We start from the raw sequence: 11,935 nt of genomic DNA, 5'->3' as shown, positions 1-11,935 counted from the left end.
AGCATCTCCTCACAGGGGACGAATCGAAGCACTGGGTTACCAGGGGTTGTTGCACTTCTGCTTCAGGGATTCCTCGTGAGTGACCCAGGAACGGATCGGTTCGAGGTTGTATTCCGCCTTGTCCCGCACAGCCACGCCGTTATCGACCAGCGTCATGTGGCAGGTCAGTTGCCGGCGCAGCGAGGAATCACGGTCCCCCCAGTACTGCGCTCCATTGGGTTGCGCCAGGGCCTTGCGTTTCAGCTCCGCCATCATCGCGTCGGTCTGGTCCTCGCCGATCTTGCGGCCACACGCGGTAGGCACCGTCTGGACCGACCAGATGTCTTTCTTGAAGCCTGGGTCGTAGCGGTTGATCCACTTGACCGATTCGACGTACTGGCTGCATTGGCTGGAGCCGCCAGGGCCGAATCCGCCTGCCGGGAGCGCATTGTCGGAGGCAGCATTACAGGCAAATGTCGCCTTCTCACCCGGATGATCCGGGAAGTCGATTTCGATCACCGGGCGGTGCTTGCCGGTCACTGTCCGGTACTCGGCCTGGTTCTTCAGGGCATCGTCGCAGCTTTGCGGCTTGTGCTTCTGATTGCAGAAAAACGCCATCACCGGCTGGGTATTGGGTTCTTTGGGATGATAGAAACGGAACTCGGTCTGGGTCTCGAATGCCGTCACGGTGCCTTCGATGGAACGCCGGGAAGCGACGAAATCCTTGAAGGCCTGGGTACGGTCGTTGCCCCTCATGTTGAACACGCACTGCGACTCATTGCGCAGGCGCCCCTGGGTCGCGCTGTTGGTCGGCCATGGGTCGAACTGGGTAACTTTCCAGTTACTGCCGTTTATGCCTTCCTCCTGACAGGACTTCTCCACCTCCTGGGTGTTGCTGTTGTCACCGCAGCCACGGTCCGCGCGGTAGTCGCTCCAATTGTCCAGCGCGCTGATGCAGGCAATGTGCGATTTGGCTTCGCCAGCCGGCGTGAGATCGACCGGATAGAGCAGGTAGCCATCCTTGGTCAGGACCCCGGGCGAGGCGTAGTTGATGTCCTGGCGCATGTACGAAGCGGCCGTGGTGCCCTTGGCCTGCGCCGTCGGACTCGGGTTCCAGACATAGAAGTCGCCCGCTTTCCCGGGAGGATTGTTGCGCTCCGGGCGCGTCGTGCCGCGCATCCATATACCGCTGCAATCGGAGCCAGGATCGCCGCCTGGGCACTCCATGGCCGTGTTGTTGTACAACTGCTGGAACACCGCAAGGGTCGCGGCGCAATCTTCGGCCTGCGCGAATGTCGGCTGCATCACCAAGGGCAGCAGCAACAAAGGAACCAACCTGTCTCGCCGTGTCATCGTCGTGTCTCCTGATCATTGGGAGGCGCACCCTGGGGTGCCTCGACGCAACCACGGCTGATCAGTCACTACTCAACGTCGCCCGGACAATCTGCCACCCTCCAGCGGCGCGCGAAACTGGCAGAAATATCAGGTCCCGCCTGCCGCGCACGCTGTCAGTGCTGCCGCCAACAGGTACAATCCCGCCCCTCTTTCACTCCTGTACGAAGGAATGCCGATGTCCGGCCTCGAATGGTTCGCTGTCCTGGTCAGCGCCCTCTCCGTCTGGCTCACCGTCAAGCAGAACGCCTGGTGCTGGCCCGTCGGCCTGGTCGGCGTGCTCCTGCTCGGCTGGGTGCTGCGCGATGCCCACCTGTATTCACAGATGGCGCTGCAAGGGGTGTACGCCGTGCTGCAGGTCTACGGCTGGTGGCAGTGGACACGCCCGGACGACACCCGCGAGGCGCGCAAGGTCAGCCTGCTGAAACCGGCGCAAGTGAGCATGGGGCTGTTGCTCGGCGTGCTGGTCAGCGTTGCCTTGGGCGCGGCCATGAGCACCTGGACCGAAGGCGAGCAGCCCTGGCTGGATGCAGCGATCACCGGTTTCAGCCTGGTGGCGCAGTGGTGGATGGCGCAGAAGCGCGTACAGTGCTGGCCGCTCTGGATCGTCATCGACCTGGTCTGCATCGGCCTGTTCCTCTGGCAGGGCCTGTTCCTCACCGCCGGGCTGTACGCGATATTCACCCTGCTGGCGATCCAGGGCCTGCGCGAATGGCGACGCGATCCCGCGCTGGTGAGTGCATGAAGGTCCTCGTACTGGCCGGCCCCGAGTCCAGCGGCAAGAGCTGGCTGAGCGCGGAGATCCAGGCACACTTCGGCGGCGAGCTGGTGGGCGAATACGTGCGCGACTTCATCGACGAACAGCAGCGCGACACCTGCTACGCCGATATCCCGACCATCGCCCGCGGCCAACTGGCCCGCGAGGACGCCGCGCGCCTGCGCCACCCGCCGCTGCTGATCCTCGACACCCATCTGCTGAGCAACATCCTCTGGAGCCGCGCCCTGTTCGACGACTGCCCGGACTGGCTGGAGCCGGCCCTGCTGCAGCGCCACTACGACCTGCACCTGCTGCTCAGCCCGCAAGGCGTGCCGTGGATCGGCGACGGCCAGCGCTGCCAGCCGGACCTGGCGCAGCGCCAGGTGTTCTTCGAGGCCAGTCGCGACTGGCTGCAGCGCCATGGCCAGCCCGTGCAGATCGTCAGCGGCGACTGGGCAGCGCGCCGGGCAACAGTGCTGGCGGCCGTGCAGCAGTTGCTGGACGGCAAGCCCGCGGACTGCGCCACCGAGTGTTAAGCGGCTGAAACACCCGGCCCTGCCCGAGCCCGCGATGCAGAGCCCGCCACAGGTGGCCGGGCGCAACTGTTTCATCACTGAAACAGCCCCCCTGCCATCCCTCTCGACAGGCTTTGCGCCGCTGTTTCCGGTCTTCCTCGCGGCAGCCTGTATCAGCGGTTTAACAGTCGGCGCGACGTATTCTCGTCACATTCGCGCAAGCCCTTGAATCCACGCGACAAATAAAAAGCGGCACAGCTTCTGCTCTTCCTTTCGCAACGCTGAACAGGCCCAGCGACCAGAAGAAGGAAGCGCCACCGTGCTGACTCACAACAAACGCCTGCTTCACCTCATGTTTGTCGGATGCACCCTTGCTGCTTCCGTCTTCGCCGCCCAGGCCCAAGCCGAAGGCAATGGCGTCATCGTCCTCAACCGCGACGTCAAGACCCGCCCGGCCATCCGCAGCGACCGTCCTGATCCTGACCCGACCACGGTCAATACCAACGCATCGGCCCGCGTGCTGAGCCAGACCAACGAACTGAGCGACGGCGATTTCGCTGGCGTCGCCAGCGGCTCCAGCGTAGGCCGGATCATGATTCCGAATGCCTCCGGGGCACGGGTGGTGAACTCGGTACCGAGCACCCTGCCTGGCATGGGCAGCCTCGGCGCAGCCAGTGGCGGCGGCGGTGCGGGCGCAGGCGCTGGCATCTCCAACCGGGTCGGCGCAGCGGTAGGTGCCGGTCTCGCCCCCCTGCAGATGCTGACCGGGGGCGCGAAATAAGATGAAAACCCGCCTGCTCTTCCTCGCCATGTTCTGCGCCAACGCCGCCCTGGCCGCCTCGCCGGTGCAGGACAACGCCAGCATCGACAACAGCGCCGCCAACTACAAGGGCAACCTGTCTATCAACCAGGCCGCAGGCGACCAGCAACAACAGGCCAACGCCCGTTCCATCGCCATCGGCCACGAAGCCCAGGCCACCACCATCATCCAGCAGAGCATCGACACCGCGTCCAGCCGGGCCCGGGATTCCAGCGCCAGCATCTCTGGCAACGCATTCAGCAACGGCAACGGCGTCCTGGGCATCAACCAGTCCGCCGGTGCCGGTACACAGCAAGGCAACGCGGTACGCATCAGCATCAGCGCCGTACCGCAAAGCATCGATGACAGCGTCCTGCTCCAGCAGAACGTGGCGCTGTCCAACAGCTCCGATCCAACCAGCAACGCCCCCGGCAGTCGCCAGGTCAACACGAGTGACCAGGCATTCACCGGCAGCCGCGGCGTCGTCCAGTTGAATCAGAGTGCCGGGGTGGGCAACCGAATGGCCAACACCCTGAGCATCCGGGTCGCTGACTGACCCGAAATGGCAACACAACACTTAACCTAAAAAAGATAATGCGGAGAAACACCATGAAACCAACACTGGCACTCAAGCCTCTGGTCTTCGCACTCGCAGCGGTCATGGCAGTTGCTGCACAAGCGGGTGGACGCAACGACAACCATGGCGGTCATAACGGCGGCCACAATGGCGGACACGACAGCACCCAAAGCATCCTCCTCAACCTGCTGCTCACCGCCGGCTCCTCTGCCGCGGTGCTGGATGCCCAGTCCAACAGCGGCAACTTCGTGAAAAACGAAGGCACCCGCAACACCGCCAACATGGACAACTCGGCCAATGGCTCGCAGGGCAACCTGGGCGCCAACACCGCGGCCGGTGATGGCAACCAGCAGGACAACATGGGCGCAATCGCCACCGCGGATGAAAACTTCATCTTCGGCAGCGCCGTGGCTCAGGCCGTGTCGACCCAAAGCAACGTGGGCAACACCGTCAAGAACTACTCCACCCGCAACAACGCTACCCTCAACAACTCCGGCAACGGCAGCTCCGGCAACATCGGCATCAACGTCACCGCCGGCGACTTCAACCAACAGAAAAACAACCTCGCCATCGCCGTATCCGGCGGTCGTGTGGCTGCCGCCAGCGCGGGTGCCAACCAGGGTGTTACCGGCCTGAAAGTCACCAACGAAGCCGACGCCACCTACGACACCAAAACCCTGTACTCCGGTTTCGCTGCCTGGGGCAGTTACGAGGGCGATGGTGTTGGCTATGTTGAAAGCAAATCCAGCAACAATGGCGGCGGTCATGGCGGCTACGGTAACGATGATCGCGGCGGCAGCCACACCCAGAAAGACCCTCTGAAGTTCCACGAGGAAGGCGACTTCGCGCTGTATGGCATCGCCTCGTACCAGGTCCTGGTGAAAACCGGCTGGGTCAACCCTGTAGTCAACAACGCCTCGCTGACCAACTCGCTGAACGGCGTGTCGGGCAACATCGGCGCCAACGTGTCGGCCGGCAACGGCAACCAGCAAAACAACTCGCTGTCCATCGCTTCGGGCTGCCGTGCCTGCAGCGGCATGTAACAGCCTCGATCGGGGCCCTTCGGGGCCCCTTTCCTTTGAATTCACGGATGGGGAAGAACATGCGCGCGCTCCTGCTCTCGCTGCTTGTGGTTCTCGGCGTACAGACCGGCGAAGCCGCCGCCGCCCAGATGGCGGTCGCAGCCCTGCCGGGCGGCACGGTGATCTACAAGCCGGTACAGAGCATCCGCGAACGCCGCTTCGCCAACCTGGTGCAACAGAAGACCGATTTCAGCTGCGGCGCAGCTGCACTCGGCACCATCCTCAAGCAGGCCTACTGGCTGGACGTGGACGAAAACCACATCATCGAAGGCATGCTGGCCCAAGCCGACGAAAAGACGGTGCGCGTCCAGGGCTTCTCCATGCTCGACATGAAGCGCTACGTCGAAAGCCTGGGCATGCGCGCCCGCGGCTACAAGATCCCGCCGGAAACCCTGTCCAGCGTCAGCATCCCGGTCGTGGTGCTGATGGACATCCGCGGCTACAAGCACTTCGTCGTGCTGCAACGCACGGAAAAGGACTGGGTCTACATCGGCGATCCCGTCCTGGGTAACAAACGCTACAAGTTCGACGATTTCGTCAAAGGCTGGAACGGCATCATCTTCGCCGTCATCGGCCCCGGCTACGACAAGGCCAACGCCCTGCTCCTGCCGCCGGAACCGCTGACCGCCAAGCACCAGCTCAACAGTTTCAAACCCATCGACGATGCCCAGTTGATGGAGTTCGGTTTCATCCAGAGCGACTTCTTCTAATTTCAAGAAAACGTGAGCAGGAAGCTCCAGGGAGCATGCGATGAAGACTTCAAGCTGGGTGGTAGCACTCTGCGTAGCTGCCAGCCTTCCTGCCCACGCACAGTTCAAGCCGATCGAAGTCCAGGACCAGGAGCTGGCCCAGCTACGCGGACGCTACGTGATGCCCGGGCGTATCATCAGCTTCGGCGTGGTCATGAGCAGTACCTGGCAGAACGCCAATGGCGACCGCATCGGCGCCACAGCGTCCCTCCAGGTGCAGCAGAACACCTTCAAGCCGCAGTTCTACGTGTCCACCACCGGCGAGACCGGTAGCGGAACGTCCTCCACGCAAGGTTACGGCACAGTGACCGGCGGCGCCGGCCTGGGCAGCGGCCAGGGCGTGACCCAGGTGACCCGCGCTGCGGGCGACTACAACAGTTCCTACAACAACGTGCAGATCAACGTGAAGGAAGCCAACCAGGCGCCCGCCCTGGATGCACCGCAAGGCCAGGCCCTGGTCAGCGGCAGCGTGATCAACGCCAGCAATGGCGCCGGCTCCATCAGCATCGCCTCCACCGCCACCGGCATCCAGATGGGCATCCAGGCCGCCAATGGCCAGGGCGCCAGCCTGCAACGCCTGGCCGATGGTGGCGTGCTGCAAAACACCACGCTCCTGGGCGGCAGCAACGCCGTCAACAACCTCACCCAGCTCAATGTCGTGCTGCGCAACAACATGCCGACCGCAGGCGCCCTGAACTGCAGCCTGGATCAGTTAAAAGGACTTCGTGTTTCTGGATATTGATCTACGCTCTGTTGCAACTTATTGCGCAGTTGGAAAGGACGGCTGACCTATGCATCGCTCGTTGTCATTCAATGCAGTTGTTTGTCTGAGCACTTTAGTACCTTCGTCGCTGCTCTACGCGGCGCAGGATCCCCAGGTAGAGGCCTTGAAACAGGAGTTGCAGGCCCTCAAGCAACGTTACGAACAGCAGCAACAGGCCCTGATGGTCCTGGAGCAGCGGGTCCGCCAGGTCGAGGACCAGCCGGCGGCACAGCAACCCAAGCGCCTTGTACGCTCCCCCGCGAGCAAGCCCAGCCAGCCACAGGGCAACGGCCAGGCGGTCGCTGCGGCAGGCAGCGGCAGCTCCTACGGCCAATCGCTGCAGGACGATTCGCAACCGGCGCAAAGCGTCTCCAACCTCTACGACGAGGCCAGCGGCTTCTTCGGCGGCGGCAAGTTCAGCTTCGAGACCGGCATCACCTATGCCCGCTACGACACCAAGCAACTGTTGCTCAACGGATTCCTGGCGCTGGACTCGATCTTCCTCGGCGATATCAACCTCGATCGCATCAAATCCGACACCTGGACCCTGGACCTGACCGGACGCTACAACTTCGACAACCGTTGGCAGTTCGACATCAACGTGCCCGTGGTCTACCGCGAGACCAAATTCCAGTCCGGCGGCGCCAGTGGTACGCCGGGTCAACCCGGGGGGGCGGCCAACGCACTGTCGGAAGAGAGCGTCACCCGCGACCCGACCATCGGCGACGTCAACTTCGGCGTGGCCTACAAATTCATGGACGAATCGGAATATGCCCCGGATGCGGTGTTCAGCCTGCGGGTCAAGGCGCCTACCGGCAAGGACCCCTATGGCATCAAGTTCCGCACCTCGCCGAACAACAGCAGCCTGAGCTACCCGGAAGCCCTGCCCACCGGCAACGGCGTCTGGTCGATCACCCCGGGCATCTCGCTGGTCAAGACCTACGATCCGGCCGTGCTGTTCGGCAGCCTGTCCTACACCTACAACCTGGAAGAGTCGTTCGACGACATCAGCACCACCGAGAACCAGAAGGTGGGTGGCAAGGTCAGGCTGGGCAACAGCTGGCAGATCGGCGCGGGAGTTGCCTTCGCCCTGAACGAGAAGATGAGCATGTCGTTCTCGGTATCCGACCTGATCCAGCGACGCTCGAAGATCAAGCAGGACGGCGACGACTGGGTCTCGGTGGTCAACAGCGATGCCAACGCCGCCTACTTCAACGTCGGCATGACCCTGGCCGCCACCCCCAACCTGACCATCGTGCCGAGCCTGTCCATCGGCCTGACCGACGATGCGCCGGACTTCACCTTCAGCCTGAAATTCCCGTACTACTTCTGAGACAAACCAAGGGGACCTCGCAAGGTCCCCTTTTTCGTTGTGCATTCAAGCGGTCAAGGTAGGAGCTGCGTTAGCTGCGAAGGAGCGCGCAGCGGTCCCAAATCCTGTCTATCCAATGAACCTGGAGAAACACGACAGATCGGACACTGTGAATCCATGATGCGGTTTGGTCAGAGGTTCGTGCGGGATGGTTTTTGGGAGCGCTGCGCGCTCCTTCGCAGCTAACGCAGCTCCTACCTGGACCGCGTCGCATGGGTAGTTGTAGTTACCCATGCAGCGATGGGGCCATTGGCAACGCAAGCGATCAACGAATCTGATGCTTGTGCAACAACCGATAGAACGTCGGCCGCGACACCCCCAGCACCTTCGCCGCGATACTCAGGTTGTCACTGTGCCGGTTCAGAACATCGCACAGCGCCTGGCGCTCGGCCTGGTGCTTGTAATCCTCCAGCGTGCCCATGGGTGCCACCGCGTTGTGTTGCTCGTGCAACCCCAGGTCATGCGGCTCGATCTGCCGCCCTTCCGCCAGCACCAGCCCGCGACGCACCCGGTTGGCCAGCTCGCGCACATTGCCCGGCCAGTCATGCCGGCCCATGGCGCTCAAGGCGCCCTCGCTGAAGGTGCGCGGCCGACGCCCGGTTTCCTGGCTGTAGAAGCGGGAAAAGTGACTGGCGAGCATCGAAAGGTCGCCATGCCGGTCCCGCAGCGGAGCCGTCACCACCTGCAGTACGTTCAGCCGGTAATACAGGTCCTCACGAAAGCGCCCGGTGAGAATGGCGCTCTCCAGGTCGACGTGGGTCGCCGCCAGTACCCGCACATCCACGGCGATCGGCTGGCTGCCGCCAACCCGCTCGATATGCTTCTCCTGGAGAAAACGCAGGAGATTGGCTTGCAATTCCAGGGGAAGATCGCCGATCTCGTCGAGAAACAGCGTGCCGCCATTGGCCGCCTCGATCCGCCCGACCTTGCGCTGGTGCGCACCGGTGAACGCCCCCTTCTCATGACCGAACAGCTCGGACTGGATCAGGTGCTCGGGGATCGCCCCGCAGTTGATCGCCACGAAGGGCTTGTCGTGCCGCGACGACTGGCGATGCAGGGTCCGCGCCACCAGTTCCTTGCCGGTGCCGCTCTCGCCGCGGATCAGCACCGGCGACTCGGTAGGCGCCAGTTTGCTCAGCAACTTGCGCAACTCACGGATCGGCCGGCTCTCGCCCAGCAGCTCGTGCTCCGGCTCCTCTTCCTGGGGCGCGCCCTTGCCGCGCAGGCGCGCCATGCCGAAGGCGCGGCCGAGGATCACCTCCACCCGCGACACGTCGAACGGCAAGGTGTGGAAATCGAAGAACCACTCGCAGACGAAGTCGCCGACCTTCTGCGCTCGCAGCTCCTGCGGGCTGAGCACGGCGATCCACTCGGCGCCGCTGCGGCTGATCAGGTCCTTGACCGCCTCCGGGCGCTGCAGGTGCGCCGCCTGCAGGCGCAACAGGCCGACATCGCACGGATGCTCCAGCGCGCCCGCCAGGGTACAGCTGTGCACGTCCCAGCCAACGCTGCGCAAACCGGGGAGTAGACGGTGGCAGTCGTCGCAAGGATCGACGACCAGCAAGCGGCGTTGCGGGGCGGACTCGTGCATGATCTTTCCTTGACGTCAATTATTGGAAAATCGAGTGGAAACAGCATGTTGGCAGACCTGCCTGTAACGGTAGCAACGAACGCCAACAGGCCCACGACCGTCTGTCCGCTGAAAAATTCGATTACATTTACTTCACGGAATTTTCCTTCCAATTCAACGTCACAAGCGCCAGGAAAAAAACGAATGTCCGACCGGTGAATAAAAAATTTTCCCAACGGTGTGACTTACCCCGTTACTTCGGACATCAGTACAAATAACCTGCCGCCGCGCATGATGCCCCGGCAACTTACTTTCGCTGTTTGGGACCATAGAGAGACCGAACCCATGAACGCTCCGCTGCGTGTCAACGACGCCCTGCTCATTGCCGACCACGCCTTCGAACCCTTCCAGTGCGTTGCCTGGGATGTACCGAACGGCTCCGGTGAACTGAGCCTGGCGGTGATCGACCGGACCAGCAACCGCATTGGCAGCAAGCAAGTATCGAGCAGCACTTATTCCGACCCGGCGCAATGGGCAGACCTGATCGAAGAAGTCCGTTCCGAACTGCGCCAGAAGGGTTATGACCTGCAGCCCTGGAGCATGCCGAAGTAACTTTCGCGCCTCTTGCATAAATGAAAAGTGCACCTTCGGGTGCACTTTTCAATTAGTCGCAAAGTTGTACTTTATTGTCGCTGCGACACTTTACCGCACACTATCGCGCGGGCAGTTCATCGATATGCCGATAGTCGGATTGCAACTCATCGGCTAACTGTCGGGCCCGCCCCAGACGAATCGGCGAACGCTCCATATCGATCAGCAAAGTCTCGCAGGGCAACGCCAGCACCCTCTTTTCCATACGCAAGCGCCCGTCCGTCAGCACCAGGCAACGCTGGCGCTCGCCAGGAAACTGCCGCTGGCGGCGCAGCAGCCATTCACGCGCTTCCTCCAGCGCCGCCAGCAATGGCGTGCCTCCCCCCGCCCCCAGACTGCCCAGCCAGGGCTGCAAGGCCGCCGAGGCCTTCAGGCCATGTCGCTGCCAGCGCGGCGCATTGCCGCTGGCGGTCAGCAGCGCCACGCGCGCACGAGCGCGGTAGGCCTGGTCGAAGAAGCTCGCCAGCACGCCCTTGGCCCGGCTCAACGCCTGATGGCGCCGGGTTGAGGCCGAGGCGTCGACGATCACCAGCCACAACTCGGGAGACTCGGCGCTGCGCTGTTGCCAGCGCAGGTCTTCACGCTGGCGCGGACGCCCTTGAAGCAAGGTCGCCGGCCAGTCCAGCCGGCCCTGACCCGCCGCGCGGCCACGACCGCGCGGGCCCTGGGCGAGCCGGCCGGCCTTGGGCCTGGCATCCGCGCTGGCGCGGGCACGGATGCTCAGGGCTTTTTTGGCCAGGTCGGTACCTCGCGCCGGGCCCCCACCGCTTCCGGCTGGGCTGGCATCTCGCCCCACTCCCCGCCTTGCGCTTGTTGCTTCTCGGCCTGGCCAGCGCCTGGCGCAGAGGTTGCCGGCGGCTGCGCGCTGGAGGCATCGCGCTCCTGACGGCGATGACGCAGGGCGAATTCCGCTACCGCTTCGATATCCGCGTCCTCGATCACCGCCGCACCGCGCCAGGCCGCGTGGGCCCTGGCGCCGCGCCACCAGACCAGGTCGGCACGCAGACCATCGACACCGGCCTCGAAGCAACGCGCGGTGATCACCTCCAGGGAACGGTCATCCAGCTCGATGGCCGCCAGGCGCTGCCGCGCGTCCTGGCAGCGCTGGCGCAATTGCTCCTGGGCGGGCGCCCATTCGGCGCAGAACGCCGCCGGATCGCTGTCGAAGGCCAGGCGCCGGCGCAGGATCTGCCCGCGCGCCTGTGGCAAAGGCTGCCCCTGCAGGGCGACATTGAAGCCGAAGCGATCCAGCAACTGCGGGCGCAACTCGCCCTCTTCCGGGTTCATCGTGCCGATCAGCACGAAGCGCGCACTGTGCCGGTGCGACAGGCCATCGCGCTCGATACGGTTGGTGCCGCTGGCGGCGACGTCCAGCAGCAGGTCCACCAGGTGGTCCGGCAACAGGTTGACCTCATCGACGTAGAGCACGCCGCCATCGGCCTTGGCCAGCACGCCGGGGGAGAACTGCACGCGCCCCTGCCCCAGCGCGGCATCCAGGTCGAGGGTGCCGACCAGGCGCTCCTCGCTGGCCCCCAGCGGCAGGGTCACGAACGGCCCTTCGCCAAGCAGGTCGGCCAGGCCACGGGCCAGGGTGCTCTTGGCCATGCCCCGCGGGCCCTCGATCAGCACGCCGCCGATCTTCGGATCGATGGCGGTCAGGCACAGCGCCAGCTTCAGCTCGTCGGCGCCTACCACCGCGGCCAGGGGAAAGTGCACGGGTTCAGTCATT

General features: G+C 63.7%; 13 protein-coding genes. 9 read left to right on the top strand and 4 right to left on the bottom strand.

Annotated features, from left to right (window positions below; all coding sequences use genetic code 11):
- Nucleotides 1–36 precede the first annotated feature (36 nt).
- Complete coding sequence (locus tag V0R59_RS20620; RefSeq protein ID WP_330076743.1) at nucleotides 37–1,332, bottom strand: DUF2599 domain-containing protein; 1,296 nt, start codon at nucleotides 1,330–1,332, stop codon at nucleotides 37–39.
- Between the two features lie 217 nt (nucleotides 1,333–1,549).
- Here V0R59_RS20620 and pnuC point away from each other — a divergent pair, with 217 nt between their 5' ends.
- From pnuC to V0R59_RS20580, 8 genes are all read left to right on the top strand, one after another.
- Complete coding sequence (pnuC, locus tag V0R59_RS20615) at nucleotides 1,550–2,116, top strand: nicotinamide riboside transporter PnuC (protein ID WP_330076744.1); 567 nt, start codon at nucleotides 1,550–1,552, stop codon at nucleotides 2,114–2,116.
- The gene (locus V0R59_RS20610; protein WP_330076745.1) at nucleotides 2,113–2,664 is read left to right on the top strand and encodes an AAA family ATPase; all 552 of its coding nucleotides are present in this window, start codon (nucleotides 2,113–2,115) and stop codon (nucleotides 2,662–2,664) included. Before pnuC ends, V0R59_RS20610 begins: the two co-directional genes overlap by 4 nt.
- A gap of 298 nt (nucleotides 2,665–2,962) precedes the next feature.
- Nucleotides 2,963–3,424, top strand: a complete 462-nt coding sequence (locus V0R59_RS20605; RefSeq protein ID WP_330076746.1) for a hypothetical protein — start codon at nucleotides 2,963–2,965, stop codon at nucleotides 3,422–3,424.
- A 1-nt stretch (nucleotide 3,425) separates the two neighbouring features.
- The gene (locus V0R59_RS20600; protein WP_330076747.1) at nucleotides 3,426–3,998 is read left to right on the top strand and encodes an adhesin; all 573 of its coding nucleotides are present in this window, start codon (nucleotides 3,426–3,428) and stop codon (nucleotides 3,996–3,998) included.
- 53 nt (nucleotides 3,999–4,051) lie between these two features.
- Complete coding sequence (locus V0R59_RS20595; RefSeq protein WP_330076748.1) at nucleotides 4,052–5,062, top strand: heme utilization protein; 1,011 nt, start codon at nucleotides 4,052–4,054, stop codon at nucleotides 5,060–5,062.
- Nucleotides 5,063–5,121: 59 nt separating this feature from the next.
- Nucleotides 5,122–5,811 (top strand): C39 family peptidase, encoded by a 690-nt coding sequence (locus V0R59_RS20590; protein WP_330076749.1) that lies wholly within the window; start codon nucleotides 5,122–5,124, stop codon nucleotides 5,809–5,811.
- 40 nt (nucleotides 5,812–5,851) lie between these two features.
- The gene (locus tag V0R59_RS20585) at nucleotides 5,852–6,592 is read left to right on the top strand and encodes a hypothetical protein (protein WP_330076750.1); all 741 of its coding nucleotides are present in this window, start codon (nucleotides 5,852–5,854) and stop codon (nucleotides 6,590–6,592) included.
- 49 nt (nucleotides 6,593–6,641) lie between these two features.
- A complete protein-coding gene (locus V0R59_RS20580; protein WP_330076751.1) occupies nucleotides 6,642–7,946 on the top strand; it encodes a transporter in 1,305 nt (434 codons plus the stop codon).
- A 304-nt stretch (nucleotides 7,947–8,250) separates the two neighbouring features.
- On the opposite strand, the gene V0R59_RS20575 is transcribed toward V0R59_RS20580, so the two are convergent.
- Nucleotides 8,251–9,576 carry a sigma-54 dependent transcriptional regulator gene (locus V0R59_RS20575; RefSeq protein WP_330076752.1) on the bottom strand — a complete coding sequence of 442 codons (1,326 nt, stop codon included), beginning with the start codon at nucleotides 9,574–9,576 and terminating at the stop codon, nucleotides 8,251–8,253.
- A 324-nt stretch (nucleotides 9,577–9,900) separates the two neighbouring features.
- Between V0R59_RS20575 and V0R59_RS20570 the strand changes: the two genes are divergently transcribed.
- The gene (locus tag V0R59_RS20570; protein ID WP_330076753.1) at nucleotides 9,901–10,167 is read left to right on the top strand and encodes a hypothetical protein; all 267 of its coding nucleotides are present in this window, start codon (nucleotides 9,901–9,903) and stop codon (nucleotides 10,165–10,167) included.
- Nucleotides 10,168–10,267: 100 nt separating this feature from the next.
- Here V0R59_RS20570 and V0R59_RS20565 read toward each other — a convergent pair whose 3' ends face one another.
- Nucleotides 10,268–11,002 (bottom strand): vWA domain-containing protein, encoded by a 735-nt coding sequence (locus V0R59_RS20565; protein ID WP_330076754.1) that lies wholly within the window; start codon nucleotides 11,000–11,002, stop codon nucleotides 10,268–10,270.
- Nucleotides 10,927–11,934 (bottom strand): ATP-binding protein, encoded by a 1,008-nt coding sequence (locus V0R59_RS20560; RefSeq protein ID WP_330076755.1) that lies wholly within the window; start codon nucleotides 11,932–11,934, stop codon nucleotides 10,927–10,929. The genes V0R59_RS20565 and V0R59_RS20560 overlap by 76 nt, the downstream gene beginning before the upstream one ends.
- Nucleotide 11,935 lies beyond the last annotated feature (1 nt).

It is taken from the genome of Pseudomonas ulcerans (assembly GCF_036324125.1).
GTDB classification, from domain to species: Bacteria; Pseudomonadota; Gammaproteobacteria; order Pseudomonadales; family Pseudomonadaceae; genus Aquipseudomonas; species Aquipseudomonas ulcerans.
Note: the sequence above shows the minus strand (reverse complement) of the source record. Positions and strands in the feature narration are given on the sequence as shown.

Bases quoted from the DNA above. Each gene is read 5' to 3' on its own strand.
- V0R59_RS20580 (WP_330076751.1), top strand. From the start codon at position 6,642: ATGCATCGCTCGTTGTCATTCAATGCAGTTGTTTGTCTGAGCACTTTA.
- V0R59_RS20620 (WP_330076743.1), bottom strand. From the start codon at position 1,332: ATGACACGGCGAGACAGGTTGGTTCCTTTGTTGCTGCTGCCCTTGGTG.
- V0R59_RS20585 (WP_330076750.1), top strand. From the start codon at position 5,852: ATGAAGACTTCAAGCTGGGTGGTAGCACTCTGCGTAGCTGCCAGCCTT.
- V0R59_RS20600 (WP_330076747.1), top strand. From the start codon at position 3,426: ATGAAAACCCGCCTGCTCTTCCTCGCCATGTTCTGCGCCAACGCCGCC.
- pnuC (WP_330076744.1), top strand. From the start codon at position 1,550: ATGTCCGGCCTCGAATGGTTCGCTGTCCTGGTCAGCGCCCTCTCCGTC.
- V0R59_RS20590 (WP_330076749.1), top strand. From the start codon at position 5,122: ATGCGCGCGCTCCTGCTCTCGCTGCTTGTGGTTCTCGGCGTACAGACC.
- V0R59_RS20570 (WP_330076753.1), top strand. From the start codon at position 9,901: ATGAACGCTCCGCTGCGTGTCAACGACGCCCTGCTCATTGCCGACCAC.
- V0R59_RS20575 (WP_330076752.1), bottom strand. From the start codon at position 9,576: ATGCACGAGTCCGCCCCGCAACGCCGCTTGCTGGTCGTCGATCCTTGC.
- V0R59_RS20560 (WP_330076755.1), bottom strand. From the start codon at position 11,934: ATGACTGAACCCGTGCACTTTCCCCTGGCCGCGGTGGTAGGCGCCGAC.
- V0R59_RS20610 (WP_330076745.1), top strand. From the start codon at position 2,113: ATGAAGGTCCTCGTACTGGCCGGCCCCGAGTCCAGCGGCAAGAGCTGG.
- V0R59_RS20595 (WP_330076748.1), top strand. From the start codon at position 4,052: ATGAAACCAACACTGGCACTCAAGCCTCTGGTCTTCGCACTCGCAGCG.